Raw genomic sequence first — 20,579 nt, 5'->3', positions numbered from 1 at the left:
CCGCATCGACCAGCTGCTGCCCACCGAAGAGCAGCGCCGTCGCGTTCAGATCGATCTCCCGCTGCCGGAACACTCTGCGCTGCGCGGGGTCCCAGCCCAGTCCCATCATCAAGAAGTCGATCCGCTCATTGCCGGCGGTAACGCTTTGTGTCCCCCGCGGGCGCCCGGGCGGCGGCCCGGAGCACAGGGGGCCGCCTTCGTGGGGGCAGTAGTTGGCGATGGCGTAGAAGGTTCCGTTGACGTTGTAGACGCCCACGCCGTGCCGTCCGATAGGCACCACTTTCGACGATCCGGGCGGGATCTCGTCCACGGTCGCGACGATATGTTCTCGCCCCTGCGCCAACCTGGGGCGAGTGCCGGGGGCTGCCCCTGTGTTCCTGGGCGCAGGCCCTTGACCAGGAGAGACCGTGTCCGGCCCGGCCGCTGCCGCCGGCCCCGTCGGTGCGATCGCCGACGGGTTTGTCTGTGCTGTCGGCGGCGTGGCCGATTGCACCGGGTAGCCGGCGCCGCCGGGCGCGGCCGGCGCATCTGCGCGCGGGGCTCGTTCCGGCCTCTCGTGACTGCCGCCCATCAGTGCACCCGTACCTGTCCGGGCAGTGCCGGTACGGTTTCCGGCAGGTGATAGGTCTCGATACCGTTGCGGAACATCACCTTTTCGCGTGCCGCCGGCGGGAGATGTTTCACCAGCCAGCGCGGATCGTCGAAGGTCCAGTGCGGGTAGTCCGAGGAGTACAGCAGGATCTTGTCGGCCTCCATCCATTCGAACGCCCGGGTGAGTTCGGTTTTGTCTTCCGGGTAGTCCAGCGGCTGGGTGGTGAACTTGATGTGTTCCTTCACGTACTCCGACGGTTTCCGCGTAATCGACATGAACGAGCCGCGGGCCGCGTAGAGGGCGTCCATCCGCCACATCAGCGGCAGGATCCAGGTGAAGGCGTGTTCCACGAAGACGATGCGCAGCTCCGGGAACCGGTCGAAGACCCCGTCGAAGATCAGGCTCATCACCTGGTTCGCCGCGAGCAGCGAGTAGGTGACCATGAAATCGTGGTTGTAACTGGGGAAGCCGACCGGCGGCATGGGCATGGTCTCGAAGGAGCCGCGGCTGAGGTGACAGCTCACGGGCAGATCGTGTTTCACCGCGGCGGCCCAGATCGGGTCGTATCGGGCGTCGCCCCAGGAGGGCCGCGGTTCGGCCTTGATGAGGATCTGCGCCATATAGGGGTGCCCGGCCCACTGTTCGATCTCGGCCACCGCGGAGTGCGGATCGTCGATCGCCACACAGATCGACCCGCGCCAGCGCTGATGCCAGTTGTTGTGCGAATCCAGCCACTGCGCGTTCAACCAGCCGTTGACCCCGGTCGCCATGGCGGCGGTGGCCTCGGGTAGCCGGGTTGCCACCACGGTGGGCTCGAGGATCACGATATCGGAGCCCGCGTCCATGATGAGCTGACGGAACGCCATATCCGGGTCGCTGCCGGGGAATTCACCGTCCGCGGGGAACGTGTCGACCCGCATGGCCTTCGAATGCGCGTAATCGGGTGCGTCGTAGACGATGGTGTCGCCGACGCGGCGACTGAGAAAGTACGAACTGCGCCACGGTTCCGGAATATGTTCCACCAGATCACCCCGGCGGGGAACCGGATGGACATCGGAATCGACGACACGTACCGGCACCAGTTCCGTGGAGGGAACTCGCGCCCGGTCCTGGGCCATGGTCATAGCGCCTCCTCGAGCACCATTGCGGAAGGATCCGGCCGGCCGCACCGCGACCGCGGAGCAGACATCAGCCGACCGCCGTCACGGCGTCTACATCGATGCTGTACAGCTGCGCGGCATTTCGCCAGTACAGTTTTTCGCGCTGCTCGCTGGTCAGCGTGGCCGGCAGGACATCGGTATCGCCGCAATGCCAGTGCGGATAGCTGGACCCGAACATCACCATGTCGTCCTTGCCGGTGAAGTCCAGCCACTCCGCCGCGAACGGAGCGTCGCCGGGCCCGTCGATCGTGGCGTGCACGAAATACACGTGTCCGGGCAGATAGTCGCTGGGCATCCGCGGCGCCCACGGTGTCTGTTCGAGGTGCGGCCGGCCGAAGGTGTCCATCCGCCAGGTGAACGGTGTCAGCAGATCGGCGCCCCCGTCCGCCCAGACGAATTTCAGGTCCGGGTATCGCTCGAAAACGCCCTCGGCGATCATATTCATCAGGTGATAGATGTAGTTCAGCCCCATGAACCCGAAGTACTGCTCATAGGTGCGCGGATGGCCGGACGGTGTCGGCGGCAGGCCGATACTTTCCCCGGTCTCGATATGGGTGGCGACCGGCAGGTTCGCCGCCGCGGCGGCCTCCCACAGCGGCCAGAACTGCGGTTTCCCGTATAGTTCGCGCGATTGCAGCGGGATCCCGAGCTGCACGATGCGGGGATGGTCGCCCAGCCGCTCGATTTCACGCAGTGCACCGCTGACGTCCTCGGGATTGACGCGCAGGGTGCCGCGGAAGCGGTCGTGATAGGTGCCGCTGTCGAGCCAGCGCGACACCATCATGTCGTTGTGGGCGGACAGGACCGCCGTGGTGAGGTGCCGGTCGGGCAGGATGCCGCGGGTCATCGGATGCAGAACGGCGATATCGACACCGCGTTCACCGAACAACTGCTGCCCCACGAAGACCGGGTCCGAACCCGGGTATCCCTTATGGGGTCCGCGGGCGCCGGCGACGTATTCGCCGCCGGGCGCGCCGTACCAGTCCATCTCCGGGTCGGGAATTCCGCGGCTCTTGAACGGTTCGCGCAGATGGGCGCGCATATCGTCGTTGGAGCGGAAGAAAATATGCACGCTGGTATCGATCACCGGGGTGCGGGCGCCGTCGGGCAGATCCTTCATCGCGGTCCTCGTCACCGAAATCGAGCGTGCCGGCCGAACCCCGCGGTATCGACCGGCAGCTGTGGTCAGTACTGGAAGTCGATCACCGCGGCTTCGGGCCGCTCGGTTACCGGCGCGGCCAGGCCCTGCTCGTCGCAGATCCGCTGCAGGTGGTCGAGGGTTTCGTCCAGGCCGGGGCCCAGCCGTTTACCCGGGGTGAAGGTGGCCGGCAGGTTCCGCATTCCCTGGATGACACCGATGGTGTCGTAGTGCACCGTGCCTTCGGGGTCGCATGTGTAGTCCGGCATCCGGTCGAGCACCGCCAGCAACATGGACTTGAACACCGTACGCGCCACATTGGATCCGATGCACCGGTGCACGCCCAGCCCGAAGCTGAAGTGCCGGTTGCCTTTTCGGTCCATGATGATTTCGTCGGCGTCGGGGAAGATGCTCTGGTCACGGTTGGCCATCGCCCAGGACAACCACAGCCGCTCACCCTCTTTGAATTCGGTGCCCTGATAGGTGCAGTCGTCGGCGATGGTGCGGCCGTCGCCCGGGGCCGGCGTGAAGTAGCGCAGGAATTCCTCGGTCGCGGAGTCCAGCAGGTCCTCGCGATCACGGCTGAGTTCCTCGCGCTGCTCCGGATTCTCCGACAGCCATTCGAGGGAATGGGCGGTGAGCGCGGTGGTGGTGTCGAAGCCGCCACCGATGAGCAGGCCCATCATGCCGAGCAGTTCCATATCGGGGGCCGGCTCACCGTCGATGCGCAGTTCGACGAGCGCCTTGATGAGGCCGGGCTTCGGGTTGCTCTTGGCCTCGTGCAGGCTGGTGAGGATATCGAGACCCATGGTCCGGTGCATTTCGGCGACCCGGGGGGCGTCGGGGGAGTCCTCCGGGGTGTACACCGAGGCGTGTACCGGATCGCTGTACACCGACCACTTCTTCAGTGGGATGCCCAGCATCGCCAGGGTAAGCACGGCGGGGACGATATTGGCGAGATCGTCCACGAAATCTATCCGGCCGGTCTCGATCTTCTCGTCGATGGTGGCCCGGACGATCTCGTTGATGAACGGCTGCCAGCGTTTCACCGCGGCGGGCGACAGGTACGGATTGAGGATCGAGCGGTAGGTGCGATGCTCGGGCTCGTCCATTTCCAGCATGCCACCGCGGACCAGCGCGGCCCGCTGCGCCTTCGGAATCGAGATGCCCTGGTAACCGCGGCGTTCGTTGTGTACGTCGTGGTCGACCGACACCTCTGGGCAGCGGGCCAGTTCGAAGACCGCGTTACCACCCGCGGCGACCCAATGCCCGTTGTAGGTATCCGACCACGCCACCGGGCATTTGGCGTGCATCTCATGGGTGATCTCGGAGAACTTCTCCCGGTACTCGGGCGTGTGCCGATCGAAATGGTATCGATTCTGCTTGCGCTGGTCGTTATCCGTAGATGTCACGGTCTTTCGTTCCTCTGCTGGTCACTGGTCGGCGAACCTTCGCCGGGGCCCGGAACTCTGCGCCGCTCCGGGAGTCGTCGGATTGCCGACTCGCCGCGGGCCGGCGGCGTGCGCGTCGATCGCCTGCGGAATGCGCGCGCCGGCTGCGCGGGGGTGGCCGGGTGCGGCTCACATCTTGTGGTCGTACCACTTCAGGTAGCCGCCGCCGTCGACGCGCATCTGCATACCGGTGACGAAGCGGGCTTCGTCGGAGACGAGATACAGGATGGCGTTGGAGATATCGACCGGCTCGATCCACGGGGTCTTCATGGCCTGCTGGACATGGAAGGCGGGTTCGGCGTCGGCGCGGGTCGGGTTCTCCAGATCCGGCCGGAACGAGCGGTACATGGGCTCGCTCTGCAGCATGTCGGTATTGCAGTTGGTCGGGTGTACCGCGTTGGCGCGGATCCCGCGGGGCGCCAGATGCCGGGCGATATCGAAGATGTAGTACGACAGTGCGCGCTTGGAGTGCACGTAGGCCATACCGCCGAGATCCGCGCCCGGATTATCCATCTTGCCCGTGTCGATCATCGCGGCGGTGGAACCGGTGGCGATGATGGACGCGCCCTCACCGAGGTGGGGGAGCGCGGCCTGGATGGCGTTGATGGTGCCGACGAGGTTGGTATTGATGACGTCGATCCACGCCTGGATATCGGGCTGACCCTTCATCCCGGCGACACCGGCCTGGGCGATGACGATATCGAGCTTGCCGAATTCGGCGACGCCGGCGTCCAGCGCCGCCTTCAGTGCGACGGCATCGCGGACATCGGTCTGGGTCGCGACGATACGGCGGCCGGTCTTCTCGACCAGGCGCACGGTTTCCTCGAGGTCTTCGGGTGTGGCCAGCGGGTAGCCGATGGTCGACATGTTCTGGCACAGGTCGACGGCGATGATATCGGCGCCTTCCTCCGCCAGTCGTACGGCGTGGCTGCGGCCCTGACCGCGCGCGGCGCCCGTGATGAATGCGACCTTGCCCTCAACACGTCCCACAGCATTCCCTTTCGATCTGTTGTCGAGATACCTGCCCGGGTGTGCCGGACCGCCGGAAGCGGTGGCACGGGGCAGGGTGCGCGGCGAATGCCGCGCGTCGATCCGGCCGCGGCCCCGATGCGGTGTCGACCCAGCGCCGCCGGGTACCGGTTGCGGACATACGGCTGTTCTCGTATGCGAAAAGAACTGCGTTTTCGCATACGAGAACGGTACTCTACCCGTGGGGTCGGCGGCAAGGTTTTGCGAGAAGCCCGGCTGGATGCGTTGTTTCGAATCGGCTCGCCGATTCGGGTGCTCTACCTCGCATGATGGCTCCAGTGCTCGGACGCCGGTCGGCGGTTTCAGCACTTTCTTTGTAAGAGAATTGAATTGTCATCAGCCGGGGGTGCCGATATCGGCGTGCCCGCCCGGGCGGTGGCCGATGACTCCGGCGGCGCGAAAGGGGTGACGGTTATGACGATCCGAGGCGTACGAGGTGAGCACCGATGACCCGCATCGTTCCGGACGATCTGCGGCAGCGCTACGAATCGGCCGGCTGGTGGACCCGCGACACCATGGGGGATCTGCTCAGCCGCTCGCTGGCGGCCGCGCCCGGCACGGCGTTCCGGGTGTATTCCGATATCCGGCCGTGGCAGGGCACATTCGCCGACGTGGAACATCTCGCGCGCCGCCTGGCCGCGGGTCTGCGTGATCGTGGCGTGGGGCCCGGGGATGTGATCGCGTTCCAGTTGCCGAATTGGATGGAGGCCGCGGCAACGTTCTGGGCCGCGTCGTTTCTGGGGTCGGCGGTCGTCCCGGTCGTACATTTCTACGGCCCCGCCGAACTGGCGCATATCCTGCGCGTTTCGCGTCCGAAGGTATTCGTCACGATGGCCGAGTTCGGCCGCCGGACCCATGATCCCGAGCTGACCGCGGACGTGCCCATCGTCGGTGTGGTGGGTAGCGATTTCGACGAGCTGCTGGCCGCGGACCCGATGCCGGGTGTACTGCCGGCGGATCCGGCCGGCCCCGCGCTGATCGCCTTCACCTCCGGCACCACCAGCGCGCCCAAAGGGGTGGTGCACAGTCATCAGACCCTCGGCTGTGAATCGCTGCAGCTCGCCGAACGCAACCGCGACGATCGTGGTGAACAGCTCACCGCGACCCCGGTCGGTCATTTCATCGGGATGGTGGGCGCGTTCCTGCTGCCGGTACTGCACGGCCGTCCGGTCCATATGCTCGATGTCTGGGATCCGGGCCGGGCGCTGGCTCTGATGAAGGGGCAGGGGCTGGTAGTCGGCGGCGGGCCGCCGTATTTCGTGACCAGTATGGTCGAACACCCTGACTACACACCGGAGCATCTCGCTCATATGAAGTATGTCGGTCTGGGTGGTTCGGCGGTGCCGGCCGCGGTGACGCGCATGCTCACCGAGCTGGGGGTGGTGGCGTTCCGCGCCTACGGCAGTACCGAGCATCCGTCGATCACCGCCTCGGCGCTGGACGCGCCGCCGCGGGAACGGCTCGATACCGACGGCCGGGCGATGCCCGGGGTGGAGATCCGGATCGCGCCGGACGGGGAGATCCTCAGCCGGGGCCCGGATCTGTGCCTGGGATACACCGATCCGGAGCTCACCGCGCGGGTCTTCGATGACGAGGGCTGGTATCACACCGGGGATATCGGAGTGCTGGATTCGTCCGGATGCCTGACCATCACCGATCGCAAGGCCGATGTGATCATCCGCGGTGGCGAGAACGTCGGAGCCCGTGAGGTCGAGGACGTGCTCGATGCGATGCCGCAGGTGGCCGAGTCCGTGGTGATCGCCCTGCCCGACAGCCGGTTCGGTGAGGTGGTGGGGGCCGTGCTGCGACTGAACCCGGGCTGTGTGCTGCCTTCGCGAGCCGAAGTACGCGCGTTCTTCGAGCGGGCGGGGGTGGCGCGGCAGAAGCTGCCGGCGCGGTTGTTCGAGGCCACGGACTTCCCGCGGACCCCCAGCGGCAAGATCCAGAAACATTTGGTCCGGAAGGGTATTGCGGCATCCATCCTGCGAGAATAAGATTCTCAAAAAGGGAGATTAGCGTTTTACGCGAGTCGGTCCGGCTCGTGCCCCGCACGACAGCCCGCCGGACCGGCGTCCCCGACTCCGCCTGCTCGCCGAAAGGACAGCGCAGTGCCATCGCACCAGTCGCCGGTTGCCGGATCCGATCCAACGATCTGGGACGAACAGACCGATATCGTCGTCCTGGGCACCGGTGCCGCCGGGCTCACCGCGGCGCTCACCGCCGCGGTCGAAGGTGCAGCGGTGGCCTTGTTCGAGAAGGCCCCCACGGTCGGCGGAACCAGCGCGGTCTCCGGTGGATTGGCCTGGATCCCCGCGCATTCGCGGGCCGAGCGCGAACTCACGGTCGCCGACGCCCTGGCCTATCTCGGTGCGCAGTCACTGGATTCGATGGACGACGAACTGGTCGAGGTGTTCGTTCGCACCGGCGCGCGGATGCTCGATTACGTCGAACTGCACAGCGGTGTGAAATTCGAAGTGGCCGAGGGTTTTCCCGACTACAAACCGGAGCTGCCCGGCGGGCGGCCCACCGGCGGCCGGTCCATCGGCCCGGCCGCCTACGACCTGGCCCGGCTCGGGGAATGGCGGGAACGCCTCACCACCTTCCCGCTGGACTGGAGCAATGTCGGATTCGACGCCGAAACCCGCGCCCGGCTGCGCGCCGTCCTGGGTGATGCGTCCGCCGATGTCTGTGTCGCCGGTCAGGCGCTGGTGGCGGGGCTGCTCGAGGGTGTACTGGCCGCGGGGATCACGCCGCGTACCGGTGCGCGCGCGGTGGAACTGATCGCGGAGAACGGGGCGATCGCCGGGGCGCGGGTCATCGTCGACGGGCGGGAGTTCGCGGTCCGGGCGCGGCGCGGCGTGATCTTGGCGACCGGTGGTTTCGAATGGGATCCCGGATTGGTCAAAGCGTTCCTGCGGGGGCCGATGACCGGGCCGGTATCGCCGCCGAACAACACCGGTGACGGACTGCGGATGGCCATGGCCCACGGTGCCGACCTCGGCAATATGGGTGAGGCCTGGTGGGTTCCGGTGGTGCAGCTGCCGGGCGATACGATCGACGGCCGTCAGCGCAGTCGCAGTGTCCGGCTGGAACGCACCCGCCCGCGCAGCATCATCGTGAACCGGGCCGGGAAACGGTTCGTCAACGAAGCCGCCGAATACAACTCGATGGCGGGTGCCTTCCACTACCTCGATCCGCGCGGCGGCTATGTCAACAACCCCGGCTGGATGGTGTTCGATGCCGAACATCTGCGCCGGTACGGATTCCTGGGCGTGGAACCGGGTGGCGCGGCACCGGACTGGTTCTGCGAATCGGCCGATCTCGCCGAACTCGGTGCCCGGACCGGTATCGATCCGGAGGGCCTGCAGCGCACCGTGGCCGACTGGAATCGGGCGGTGGCCGCCGGCGCCGATCCCGACTTCGGTCGCGGCGCCAGCGAATACGACGGCTACTGGGGTGATCCCGATGCCGAAACCGTCGCGGGGCGCACGCTGGGGCCCGTCGATACCGGCCCGTACTACGCCGTTCCGGTGACGGTCGGCGCCATGGGCACCAAAGGCGGGCCGCGTACGGATCGCGACGCCCGGGTCCGGCATATCGGCGGTGCGGTGATTCCGGGGTTGTACGCGGTCGGCAATGCGATGGCGGGAGTGACCGGCCGCGCCTACGGCGGAGCCGGCGGAACCATCGGCCCGGGCATGGTTTTCGGGTTCCGGGCCGGATACAACGCGGCCACCGGCGAGTCGGCGAAGTGCTGAACCCGTCCTCGCCCCGGGCGTGAGGGGCGGGAGATGGGCGTGGGCCAACGGAGAGAGCGGAAGGTAGCAGTGTCGGAATACGAGAGCGTGTGGTGCGATCTGCAGGGGGTCGCGTTCAGCCAGGGATACCTGGATGTGGCGGGAGTGCGGACGCGCTACCTGCACGCCGGTGACCGGAACAAACCGGCATTGGTCCTGCTGCACGGGTCCGGCGGGCACGCCGAGGCCTATATCCGGAACCTGGCGGCGCATGGGGAGCATTTCTCGACCTGGTCGATCGATATGCTCGGGCACGGTTACACCGATAAACCGGGGCATCCGCTCGAGGTCGAGCACTATGTGCGGCATCTGATCGCGTTCCTCGACACCATCGGCGCTCCCCGCGCGCATATCAGCGGCGAATCCCTGGGCGGGTGGGTGGCGGCCCGCGCCGCCTGCGACCATCCCGGCCGGGTGGACCGGCTGGTCCTCAACACCGCGGGCGGTTCGCAGGCCGACCCCGAGGTCATGGCGCGGATCGTGACCCTGTCCATGGCCGCGGCGGCCGAGCCCACCTGGGAGACGGTGCAGGCCCGCATCAAATGGCTGATGGCGGATAAATCGAAGGATTACGACGATATCGTCGCGAGCCGGCAGCGGATCTACCGCCAACCCGGATTTGTCGACGCCATGCGCGACATCATGGCGCTGCAGGATCCGCAGATCCGGGCCCGCAACCTGCTGGGCGCGCGAGAGTACGGGGCGATCACCGCACCGACGCTGGTGGTGTGGACCAGCGACGACCCCACCGCCGACGTCACCGAAGGTAAACGAATCGCCTCGATGATCCCCGGCGCCAGGTTCGAAGTACTGCCGGACTGCGGGCATTGGCCGCAGTACGAGTCGCCGGCGGCGTTCAACGCCCTTCATCTCGAATTCCTGCTGGGTGGTTGATATGGATACCGGTAACGGCAGCACTCCCACCCGCTACGACGTTGTCGTCGTCGGCGCGGGACCGGTCGGGCTGACCCTCTGCAATATGCTGGGCCGCTACGGTGTGCGGACACTGCTGGTGGAGGAACGCCCCGCTCTCATCGACTATCCGCGCGGTGTCGGTATCGACGACGAATCGCTGCGCACCCTGCAATCCACCGGTCTCGTGGAGCAGATCCTGCCGCATACCAACCCGAACCAGATCATGCGGTTCGTCGACGGTGACCGGCGGCTGCTGGCCGAGATCGCGCCCACCGATCAGCAGTTCGGGTGGCCCAAACGCAGCGGTTTCATCCAGCCGCTGGTAGATGCCGAATTGCTGCGCGGCCTGGATCGGTTCGACTGTATCGATATCCGCTGGGCCACCGCGATGACCGACTGCGACGACGCCGGCGACGAGGTCCGGGTGCGGTTGGACACCGCCGACGGGCCGGAAACTGTTCATGCCCGCTATGTGGTGGGTAGCGACGGCGGGCGCAGCGCCACCCGGCACACCATGGGAGTGAGTTTCGAGGGCACCACGTCCTCGACTCGCTGGCTGGTGGTCGATATCGACGGTGATCCGCTGGGGCATCCGAACGTCGAGGTCGGCGCGGATCCCGTGCGGCCGAACGTCTCCATCTCGCTGGCGCACGGAATCCGCCGCTTCGAATTCCTGCTGCATCCCGGCGAAACCGATGAGGACGCCGAAACCCCGGAATTCCTGGCCCGGCTGCTCGAACCGTTCGTCCCGCACCCGCAGCGGCTGGATGTGATACGGCGGCGCGTCTACACCCATCACTCCCGTATCGCCGGTGAATTCCGGAAGGGCCGGTTACTGCTGGCCGGGGACGCCGCGCACCTGATGCCGGTCTGGCAGGGGCAGGGCTACAACAGCGGGATCCGGGACGCGGCGAACCTGGGCTGGAAGCTCGCGGCCGTGGCGTCGGGCCTGGCCGGCGATGCCCTGCTCGACACCTACGACCAGGAGCGGCGCAAACACGCGCGCGCGATGATCGACCTGTCGACCATGGTCGGGCGGGTCATCTCGCCGACGAACCAGCGGGTCGCCGCGGTCCGGGATGTGGCGGTGCGTGCGCTGGCCGCGGTGCCGCCGTTGAAACGGTACGTCCTGGGGATGCGGTTCAAACCCATGCCGCGTTACGACCGCGGCGCGGTGGTGCACGGCTGGTCCCGATCACCGAATTCGGCGGTCGGCACGCTGTTCGTCCAGCCGCGGGTGGCCACGCGGGCCCGGCCCGATGTGCTGCTCGACGATACGCTCGGGCCCTGGTTCGCGGTGCTGTGCTGGAACAACCAGCCGCGAAAGGTGCTGGGGGATATCGAATTCGCCCGCTGGAAAGCGCTGGGCGCCCGGTTCGTGGAGGCCCGGCCTGCCACCCAGCTGCACTGGACCGGCCACGACGACCCCGATGTGCTGGTGGTCGGCGATCACACCGGCGCGCTGAAGAAATGGTTCGACGCCCAGCTCGATTCCGTGCTGTTCCTGCGCCCGGACCGGTTCGTGGCCGGCGCCTGTATCGCCCAGCATGCCCCCGAACTCGGTGCGGCACTGCGGGACACGCTCACTCTGACCCCGGGAGGTACCGATGCCGCTGGCCGTATGCTGCGTCTCGCACAGCCCGCTCCTTGAACTCCCGGGACCGGGCCGGGAGCTGCTCAGCGAGATCGGCGGGGCACTCGATCAGGCCCGGGAATTCGTGCGGAACTTCGATCCCGAACTGGTGGTTTTGTTCGCCCCGGACCATTACAACGGGTTCTTCTACAAGCTGATGCCGCCGTTCTGCCTGGGCACGGCGGCGGCCGGGGTCGGCGACTACGGCACCCACTCCGGCCCGCTGAACGTTCCGGGGAAGCAGGCGCTGGCGCTGGCGGAGGCGCTGCTCGAGGCCGGTATCGATATCGCCACCTCGGCGGAGATGTCGGTCGATCACGGCACCGTACAACCGCTCCAGCAGCTGTTCGGAGAGGTCACCGCCCGGCCGGTGATCCCGATCTTCCTGAATTCGGTCGCGACGCCGCTCGGGCCGCTGCGCCGGGTGCGGGCCCTCGGGACCGCGGTCGGGCAGCATCTCGCGACCCTCGGGAAACGGGTACTGGTGCTCGGCTCCGGGGGCCTGTCGCACGATCCGCCGGTTCCGCAGCGCGCCACCGCGCCGCCGCCGGTACTGGAGCGGATCGTGCACGGCCGGCCCATGACCACCGAGCAGCGGCAGGCCCGGCAGGCCGCGGTGATGGCGGCGGCAGCGGAATTCACGGCCGGGGATGGGCCGCTGCAACCGCTCAACCCGGACTGGGACCGGGAATTCCTCGAGCTGGTCGACACCGGAGGGCTGGCGGCCGTCGACAGCTGGTCCAACAGTGAGATCACGCGTATCGCCGGTAATTCCGCGCATGAGGTCCGGACCTGGGTGGCAGCCTTCGCGGCCCTCGCGGCGCAGGGCGCGTACCGGACCACTGTCCGCTACTACCGGCCCTCGCCCGAACTGATCGCCGGATTCGCCATCCGCACCGCGCGTCCGGCCGACCCCGGGTAGCCCGCCGCCGGCACCCGCATCGACCACCCGAAGAAAGGTAAGGACATCGTGACCACGGAGGAACCGGATACTGCCGGCGCCGAGGATTCCGGCGCCGGCCACGACGAAACCGTCGATGTGCTGGTGGTGGGGTCCGGCGGCGGCGGGATGTCGGCCGCCCTGAAGGCCGAGGCCGACGGCCTCGAGGTCCTGATCGTCGAGAAGGGTGCGAAATACGGTGGTTCCACCGCGCTGTCCGGCGGCGGTATCTGGGTGCCGAACGCGCCCGCACAGCGCCGGGCCGGTTTCGAATTGGACGCGGAATCGGTCGTCGAATACCTGAAGACGATCACCGGCGGGCTCGTCACCGAACAGCGGCTGCGGATGTATGTCGAGAAGGCCCCGGAAATGATGGCTTTCCTCGAAGAGCGCAGCGACTGGATGCAATTCGTCTGGAAACCCGGATATGCCGATTACTATCCGGAGCTCGAAGGCGGCTCCGGGCAGGGCAGCACCATCAACGTCCCGCCGATAGACACCCGGGTGCTGGGGTCCGAGGAAAGTGAACTGCTCGAACCGCTCGCCTTGGCGCCCAAGGGCATCTGGCTGGGACCCATGGACCTGCGGTTGTTCTATCAGGTGCGGCAGAACTGGCGCGGTAAAGCGGTACTGCTGAAGCTGATCTGGCGGATGATGCGGGCCCGGCTCTTCGGCGATCGGATCGTCACCATCGGGCAGTCGCTGATCGCCCGGCTGCGGCTCGCGCTGAAAGAACGCGATATCCGGCTCTGGCTCGGCGCGCCGATGCAATCACTGCTCACCGACCCGGACGGCCGGGTGACCGGCGCGGTGGTCGAACGGAACGGTGCGCAGATCCGGATCCGAGCCCGCCGTGGGGTGATCCTGGCGACCGGCGGTTTCGAACGCGATATGGACCGGCGGCGCGCGGAACTCCCGGAGGTGGACACCGACTGGAGCTTCGGTAACCCGCTGAACGTCGGCGACGGTATCCGCGCCGGAGAAAAGGTCGGCGCCGCCACCGAGCTGATGGACGAATCCTGGTGGTTCCCGGCGGTGCAGTGGCCGGACGGCCGGATGCAGTTCATGCTCAACGAACGGATGATGCCCGCCCAGTTCATCGTCAACGGGGCGGGCGAGCGGTTCATCAACGAAGCCGCACCCTATATGGACTTCGGCCACGCCATGATCGAAGGCCAGCGGGCCGGTACCACCCATATTCCGTGCTGGCTGATCACCGATAAGAGGTCCTGGCACCGGTATGTGATCTGCGGGCATCTGCCGATCCCCAAGGTGCCGTTCGCGCCGGTCCCGACCGGTGGGAAGGTCCCGCAGGCCTGGCTGGAATCGGGGGTCGTGGTGGAGGCGGGATCCTGGGACGAGCTCGCGCGCAAGATCGATGTCCCCGCCGGGGCGCTGAAATCCACCGCGGAGCGGTTCGGCGAACTGGCGCGTAAGGGTCATGACGACGATTTCGGGCGCGGCGACAGCGTCTACGACAACTACTACGGCGATCCCACCCTGCCGAACCCGAACCTGTATCCGATCGGGAAACCGCCCTACTACGCCTTCCGGATCGTGCTCGGCGATCTTGGCACTTCGGGCGGGTTGCGCACCGACGAATACGCCCGGGTGCTGCGCGCCGACGGCACCGTGATCGACGGCCTGTACGCGACCGGGAACGCCTCGGCGGCGGTCATGGGCCGCAGCTACGCCGGCGCGGGCGCCACCATCGGGCCGGCGATGACCTTCGGATACGTCGCGGCCCAGCACTGTGCGCAGCGTGCGTCATCCGAAACCGAAACGATCGAATCCACCGGAGGTAATCGATGAAAATATCGCTCTTCTACGAGTTCGCCCTGCCGCGGCCGTGGACCGACGACGACGAATACCAGATGTTCCAGGACGGGCTGGACGAAGTAGAAGCGGCCGATAAAGCCGGATTCTCCACGGTCTGGCTCACCGAGCACCACTTCCTGGAGGAGTACTGCCACGCCACCGCGCCCGAGATGTTCCTCGCCGCGGCCAGCCAGCGGACGAAGAACATCCGGCTCGGTTTCGGTGTCATGCATCTGCCGCCGGGAATCAACCATCCCGCCCGCGCCGCGGAACGGGTGGCGACCCTGGATCATCTGTCCGGCGGCCGGGTGGAATTCGGCACCGGGGAATCGTCGTCGGTGGCCGAGCTCGGCGGGTTCAACATCGACCCGGCGGATAAACGCGCGCAGTGGGAGGAAGCCCTCGAGGTGACCGTCCGCGCGATGACCGAGACCCCGTTCAGCGGATTCAAGGGTGAGCACATCACCATGCCGCCCCGCAATATCATCCCGAAACCGCGGCAGACCCCGCACCCGCCGCTGTGGGTGGCCTGTACCCGGCCGTCGTCGGTGCAGATGGCGGCCCAGAAAGGCATCGGCGCACTGAGTTTCGCCTACACCGGGCCGGAGGCGCTCGGTGAGCGCGTACGCGGCTACTACGAGGAATTCGAGAACGCCGCCGCACCCTCGGTACCGCAGATGAACCCGAATATCCTGGCCATCGGCGGTGACCTGTCGATGATGGTGGCCAAAACCGACGAAGAGGCGGTCAAACGACTCGGCCTGGGCGGCGGGTTCTTCTCGTTCGGCATCATGCACTACTACATGACCGGTATGCACACCCCCGGCCGCACCGGCGTATGGGACAGCTACCTGGACGCGGTGAAGGAAGACGAAACCCTCGCCTACGGTCCCGGTCGCGGCGCCATCGGCGGCCCGGAAACAGTGCGCGAATTCCTGCGCGGCTACGAGCAGAGCGGGGTCGACGAGATCATCCTGCTGCTGAACCCGCGCAGCCACGAAGGAACCATGGAATCCATCGAGATCATGGGCAAAGAGATCCTGCCGGAATTCATCGAACGCGATGAGGTGGCCCGGGCGGAGAAAGCCAAACGGCTCGAGCCGGTCCTGGAGAAGGCCGAAGCGCGGCGGCGGCCCTGGGCGGTACCGGAATTCGACGAAAGCTATTCGATCGGCGGCCTGCCCACCGGCCGCGGCGGAAAATTCACCGCCAGCGAGATCCCCGAGGCCATGGCCGAGATCAACGAAGGCCGGGTGAAGGCCGCGCAGGCACTGAAGGAACAGCAGGGCTGAGCGGCCGCAGCGGGAGAGGAGAGCGTGGTGCCCGAGGTGGATTCGATCGACCGGCGGTGGCGTTTCGACGGTAAACGGGTGGTGGTGACCGGCTGCGCCTCCGGTATCGGCGCCTGCCTGGTGACGCAGTTGCGGGATCTCGGCGCCGAGATCGTCGGACTCGACCGGTTGCGCCCGGGCGCCGAACTCGACGAGTTCCACGAGATGGATCAGGCGGACCCGTCGTCCATCGACCGGGCCGCACGCTCGGTCGGGACCGAGGTCGACGTCCTGTTCAACATCGCCGGCGTCTCCTCGGGGATCGGCGATCCGCTGCGCGTCGCCACCATCAATTTTCTCGGGATGCGGCATATCACCGAAGCGCTCGTCCCGCATATGGAACCGGGTTCGGCGGTGGTCAGCGTCTCCTCGCTGGCCGCCTCCGGATACCTGGAAAACCGCTGGGCGGTCAACGGATTGCTGGAAACCGCCTCGATGGAGCAGGGAATCGCCTGGTGTACCGCGAACCCCGAAGCCATTGCGGACGGCGGCTACCGGCTGTCCAAAGAGGCAATCATCCTCTACACCGTGCGCAGATCGGTGGAGCTCGCGCGCCGCGGGATCCGGATGAACTGCACCGGCCCCGGCGTCACCGAAACCCCCATCCTGGACCAGCTGCGTTCGGCATACGGCCAGGACTATCTCGACGGGATCCCCAAACCGCTGGGCCGGTCCGCCGATCCCGTCGAACAGGCGTCCGCACTGCTGTTCCTGGGCAGCCGCGCCGCCGGTTACATCACCGGCCAAGTGCTGTGGGTCGACGGCGGCAACCTCGCCGCACGGCTGGCCGGTGAACTGGCTGGTCCACCCCCGCAGACCACCGGGGCGGGGTCGCCCGAATCCGCCGGGGCGGTCCCGGGCGAGCGGAATTAAGCAGCTGGAAGGAACAGGCAACGTGGCATCTCTGACCGATTTCTACAAACTCGGCGACACCGTGCGTAACTGGGGCCGCTGGGGCGCCGACGACGAACTCGGCACGCTGAATTTCATCACCCCGCAGAAGGTCGCCGCCGCGGCGGGACTGGTCCGGCACGGAAAGATTTTCCCGCTCGGTATAGATTTCAGCTCCAACGGCCCGCAGGGCGCGTTCAAATTCCGGGCCAATCCCACGCATGTGATGACCGTCGACGGCGGCGACGCCGGAACCCTCACGCAGTACGGCCCGAAATGGCTGCAGAATTCCGTCGCTGGCGAACTGGCCGGATTCTTCGCCGACAATCCGTTCCGGTTCAACGACGATATGCTCATCATGCCGTTGCAGGCCGCCACCCAGTGGGACGCCTTTTCCCACGTCTATTACGACGACAAGCTCTACAACGGTTTCCCGGCCGATTCGGTCACCAGTATGGGCGCCTTCCACTGCGGTATAGAAAAGGTCGACAGCAAGGGGATCACCAGCCGCGGCGTGCTGCTGGACCTGGTGAAATACCGTGGCGCGGAAACCTTCCTCGAGGTCGGGGAGCCGATCACCGGCGACGAACTCGACGAATGCGCGAAACGCCAGGGGGTGACCATCGAATCCGGCGATATCGTGCTGGTCCGCACCGGCTGGTGGAACCGCTTCCTCGAAGCCGGGGACGGTGCCGAACCCTATTCGGGTCTGGACTGGACCTGCGCGAAATGGCTGCACGACCACGAGATCGCGGCCGTGGCCGCCGATAACCTCATGGTCGAGAATCCCGTTTCGGGGGTCGAGGGCACGTTCCTGCCAATGCATATGCTGTGCCTGCGCGATATGGGCCTGATGCTCGGCGAATACTGGGATTTCACCGCCCTGGCCGCTGACTGTGCCGCCGACGGCGTCTACGAATTCCAGCTCATCGCCCCGCCGCTGCGCGTAGTGGGCGCGGTCGGTTCACCGATCAACCCGATCGCCATCAAATAGGAGCGGTGATGCGCTGGGAACCGGACCGGACAGTGAGTGACAACAGTCAGGGGCACCGACGATGACCGCGGGAAGCACAATGATGGACCGGAACGCACCGGAGACGGATCGGCAACCGTTCGTCGTCGGGCTCGGCGGCACACTACGCGCCGGCTCGTCGACCGAGCGAGCGCTGCGGCACTGCCTGGACGCCGTCGAGCACCGCGGTGGCCGTACCGCGCTGTTCAGCGGTGCACAGATCAACCTGCCCATGTACAACCCGCACGATCCGGTGCGAACCCCCGAGGCGACCGCCCTGGTCGAGGCGCTGCGGGCGGCCGATGCCGTGATCGTCGGCTCACCCGGCTACCACGGTGCCATCTCCGGCCTGGTGAAGAACGCCCTCGACTATGTCGAGGATATGCGCACCGATCCCACGGTCTACCTGGACAACAAACCCTGGGGCTGTATCACCTGCGCCTACGGCTGGCAGGCCGCCGTCGGGACACTGGGCCAGCTGCGCGGTATCGGGCATGCGCTGCGGGCCTGGCCCACACCGATCGGGGTCGCGATCAACTCGGCCGAAAAGGTCTGGGACGACACCGGCGCCCTTATCGACACCGGTGTGCAGGGTCAGCTCGAGCTGCTCGCAATGCAGGTACTCACCAGCGCCAAACCGATCGGCACGGCATGAGCGAGTCAGGCCCGGACGCGGTAGCGGAGCGGATCTCCGCAGGGTGCTCGCTCGTGCCCCATGGACACCGCATGAGTGAGCCAGGTCCAGCGTCGGTAGCGGGATATCGCCGGATCCGCTCCCACGACGTCCGCGCCGGAATCGGGACCGATCGCCGGCCACAGCGATACGGGAGGGGCGGAGCATGAGCGAGTTGGGCCACCCGGGAACGGTGGTTTCCGGGTATGAGCATCGTTCGATCGAGGTCGATGGGCTGCGTACCCATTTCCTCGAAGCTGGTGCGGGCGAGCCGGTTGTGCTGCTACACGGGGGCGAGTTCGGTGCGAGTGCCGAACTGGCCTGGGAACACGTCGTTCCCGCGCTCGCGCAGCGTTACCGCGTACTGGCCCCCGATATGCTCGGCTACGGCGATTCCGCGAAAGTCGTCGATTTCACCGACGGCCGCGGAATGCGGATCCGGCATATCGCGCGTTTCTGTGCGGTACTCGGTATCGAATCCGCTTTCTTCGTGGGCAATTCGATGGGTGCGGTGAATCTGCTCGCCGATACCACCGCCGCGAATCCGCGCCTGCCGGTGCGCGCCATGGTGACCATCTGCGGTGGCGGGCAGATCCAGGCGAACGAGCATATGCGTGCCCTCTACGATTTCGACGCCACCCTGCCCGCCATGCGCGCGATCGTCACCGCCCTGTTCGCCTCGCCCGCGTACCCGGCCGATGAGGACTATGTGCGGCGCCGCTTCGACTCCGCGACCGGACCCGGTGCCTGGGAGGCGATCGCGGCGGCGCGTTTCCGGCGCCCCGGTGCCGAGGCACCGCCCGCGCCGGGCGACCGGCCGTTCGAACGGATCCGGGTACCGACCCTGGTACTCGAAGGCGGCGCCGACAAACTGCTGCCCCGCGGCTGGGCCGCCGAGGTCGCCGCCCGGATCCCGGACGCCGAATCCGCGGTGATCGCCGACGCCGGCCACTGCCCGCAGATCGAACGCCCGGACGCGGTGAACCCGCTGCTCCTGGATTTCCTGGGCCGGCAGACGCGCGCCACAACGGCAGCGCAGTACGCACACAGCGGATGAGGAGCAGGGGTTTCGTGACGAAAGGATATGCAGCGCATGGGTAACGAATTGGCGGGCAAGGTCGCGGTGGTCACCGGCGGCGCGTCCGGGCTGGGCAGCGCCATGGTCGAACGGTTTGTTGCCGAAGGCGCCCGCGTGGTCGTCGGCGATATCGACGCCGGGAAGGGGCAGGCCCTGGCAGCCCGCTGCGGGGCCGCTGCCTTGTTCCGCGTCACCGACGCCGGCGATCCCGACGAGGTCGCCCAGCTCGCCGACCTTGCCGTCCAGGAGTTCGGCGGTCTGCACATCATGTGCAACAACGCCGGTATCTCCGGGAAAATGCACAAAAGCATCCTGGACGACGATTTCGCCGACTTCCAGCACGTGATGTCGGTGAACGTACTCGGCGTGATGGCCGGAACCCGGCTGGCGGCCCGGCATATGGCCGGCAACGGCGGCGGATCGATCATCAATCTGTCGTCGGTGGGCGGCGTACAGGCCGGGGGCGGCGTGATGACCTACCGCGCCTCCAAAGCCGCCGTCATCCATTTCACGAAATCCGCGGCCATCGAACTCGCCCAGTACGACGTGCGGGTGAACTGTATCGCCCCGGGAAATATCCCCACCGACCTGCTGGCCAAGGCCTCCAGCACCATGTCGCCGGAGAAAGCGGAACGGATGACCCGCGCCATGCGCGACATGATGAACCGCGACCGCCCCCTGCCACGCGAAGGCACCCCCGAGGATGTCGCCGAGGCCGCGGTCTACTTCGCCGGCGACCGATCGCGCTACCTGACCGGCACCGTCCTGGCCGTGGACGGCGGCACCACCGCCGGCAAACCCGTGCTGCGCCGCAGTGCCGAGGCGGCCAACGGTTCCGCCGCCCCGAAATCTTGAGCGGCCCCAGCCCCGACCACCTTCACCCCAGAAAGAGGACCTCATGAAAGTGTCCGTCGAACAAGGGAAATGCATTGCCGCCGGGCACTGCGTGATGGCGGCCGACGCGGTATTCGATCAGCGCGAGGACGACGGCATCGTCGTGCTGCTGGACGAGAACCCACCGGACGATCTCGCCGACGAGGTGCGCGAAGCCGCCGCCGTCTGCCCCGCCATGGCCATCCACGTCCACGAGGAGTGACAGTGACGAACACGTCTGAGTCCGA

General features: G+C 66.9%; 18 protein-coding genes. 13 read left to right on the top strand and 5 right to left on the bottom strand.

All coding sequences use genetic code 11. The features are described 5' to 3' along the window. The 5 genes from QH196_RS17355 to QH196_RS17335 all read right to left on the bottom strand — a co-directional run. A partial coding sequence (locus QH196_RS17355; RefSeq protein WP_280416839.1) for a Rieske 2Fe-2S domain-containing protein occupies positions 1–310 on the bottom strand: 310 nt, incomplete at its 3' end. 260 nt (positions 311–570) lie between these two features. After that, positions 571–1,716: an amidohydrolase family protein gene (locus QH196_RS17350; RefSeq protein WP_280416838.1), complete on the bottom strand. Its 1,146-nt coding sequence runs from the start codon at positions 1,714–1,716 to the stop codon at positions 571–573. 64 nt (positions 1,717–1,780) lie between these two features. Then, positions 1,781–2,872 (bottom strand): amidohydrolase family protein, encoded by a 1,092-nt coding sequence (locus QH196_RS17345; protein ID WP_280416844.1) that lies wholly within the window; start codon positions 2,870–2,872, stop codon positions 1,781–1,783. 65 nt (positions 2,873–2,937) lie between these two features. After that, entirely contained in the window at positions 2,938–4,302 is a 1,365-nt protein-coding gene (locus QH196_RS17340; RefSeq protein WP_280416837.1) for a cytochrome P450, read from the bottom strand. A gap of 168 nt (positions 4,303–4,470) precedes the next feature. Further along, complete coding sequence (locus tag QH196_RS17335) at positions 4,471–5,331, bottom strand: mycofactocin-coupled SDR family oxidoreductase (RefSeq protein WP_195058230.1); 861 nt, start codon at positions 5,329–5,331, stop codon at positions 4,471–4,473. Positions 5,332–5,816: 485 nt separating this feature from the next. Between QH196_RS17335 and QH196_RS17330 the strand changes: the two genes are divergently transcribed. From QH196_RS17330 to QH196_RS17270, 13 genes are all read left to right on the top strand, one after another. Next, complete coding sequence (locus tag QH196_RS17330; RefSeq protein ID WP_280416836.1) at positions 5,817–7,364, top strand: AMP-binding protein; 1,548 nt, start codon at positions 5,817–5,819, stop codon at positions 7,362–7,364. A 114-nt stretch (positions 7,365–7,478) separates the two neighbouring features. Then, positions 7,479–9,128 carry an FAD-dependent oxidoreductase gene (locus QH196_RS17325; RefSeq protein ID WP_432279504.1) on the top strand — a complete coding sequence of 550 codons (1,650 nt, stop codon included), beginning with the start codon at positions 7,479–7,481 and terminating at the stop codon, positions 9,126–9,128. A gap of 69 nt (positions 9,129–9,197) precedes the next feature. Next, positions 9,198–10,061 (top strand): alpha/beta fold hydrolase, encoded by an 864-nt coding sequence (locus tag QH196_RS17320; RefSeq protein ID WP_280416835.1) that lies wholly within the window; start codon positions 9,198–9,200, stop codon positions 10,059–10,061. 1 nt (position 10,062) lies between these two features. Next, positions 10,063–11,733, top strand: coding sequence for a bifunctional 3-(3-hydroxy-phenyl)propionate/3-hydroxycinnamic acid hydroxylase (locus QH196_RS17315; RefSeq protein ID WP_280416834.1), 1,671 nt, complete (start codon positions 10,063–10,065; stop codon positions 11,731–11,733). Next, positions 11,690–12,637, top strand: a complete 948-nt coding sequence (locus QH196_RS17310; protein ID WP_280416833.1) for a 3-carboxyethylcatechol 2,3-dioxygenase — start codon at positions 11,690–11,692, stop codon at positions 12,635–12,637. The genes QH196_RS17315 and QH196_RS17310 overlap by 44 nt, the downstream gene beginning before the upstream one ends. Before the next feature lie 48 nt (positions 12,638–12,685). Further along, complete coding sequence (locus tag QH196_RS17305; protein WP_280416832.1) at positions 12,686–14,467, top strand: FAD-binding protein; 1,782 nt, start codon at positions 12,686–12,688, stop codon at positions 14,465–14,467. Beyond that, positions 14,464–15,765: an LLM class flavin-dependent oxidoreductase gene (locus QH196_RS17300; RefSeq protein ID WP_280416831.1), complete on the top strand. Its 1,302-nt coding sequence runs from the start codon at positions 14,464–14,466 to the stop codon at positions 15,763–15,765. The genes QH196_RS17305 and QH196_RS17300 overlap by 4 nt, the downstream gene beginning before the upstream one ends. Positions 15,766–15,801: 36 nt before the next feature. Beyond that, positions 15,802–16,677, top strand: coding sequence for a coniferyl-alcohol dehydrogenase (locus QH196_RS17295; RefSeq protein WP_280416842.1), 876 nt, complete (start codon positions 15,802–15,804; stop codon positions 16,675–16,677). 22 nt (positions 16,678–16,699) lie between these two features. After that, positions 16,700–17,689, top strand: coding sequence for a cyclase family protein (locus QH196_RS17290; protein ID WP_280416830.1), 990 nt, complete (start codon positions 16,700–16,702; stop codon positions 17,687–17,689). A gap of 61 nt (positions 17,690–17,750) precedes the next feature. Next, the gene (locus tag QH196_RS17285; RefSeq protein ID WP_280416829.1) at positions 17,751–18,362 is read left to right on the top strand and encodes an NADPH-dependent FMN reductase; all 612 of its coding nucleotides are present in this window, start codon (positions 17,751–17,753) and stop codon (positions 18,360–18,362) included. 184 nt (positions 18,363–18,546) lie between these two features. Next, positions 18,547–19,437 carry an alpha/beta fold hydrolase gene (locus QH196_RS17280; RefSeq protein WP_280416828.1) on the top strand — a complete coding sequence of 297 codons (891 nt, stop codon included), beginning with the start codon at positions 18,547–18,549 and terminating at the stop codon, positions 19,435–19,437. Between the two features lie 36 nt (positions 19,438–19,473). Next, positions 19,474–20,313 carry an SDR family NAD(P)-dependent oxidoreductase gene (locus QH196_RS17275; protein WP_280416827.1) on the top strand — a complete coding sequence of 280 codons (840 nt, stop codon included), beginning with the start codon at positions 19,474–19,476 and terminating at the stop codon, positions 20,311–20,313. Positions 20,314–20,356: 43 nt separating this feature from the next. Further along, on the top strand, positions 20,357–20,554 hold the full coding sequence (locus tag QH196_RS17270; protein WP_280416826.1) for a ferredoxin: 198 nt from the start codon (positions 20,357–20,359) through the stop codon (positions 20,552–20,554). The last annotated feature ends 25 nt before the right edge of the window (positions 20,555–20,579 follow it).

The organism is Nocardia carnea (assembly GCF_029868325.1).
Classification (GTDB): Bacteria; Actinomycetota; Actinomycetes; order Mycobacteriales; family Mycobacteriaceae; genus Nocardia; species Nocardia carnea_C.
The sequence above is the reverse complement of the archived record's forward strand: the minus strand, read 5'-3'. Positions and strand labels throughout refer to the sequence as shown.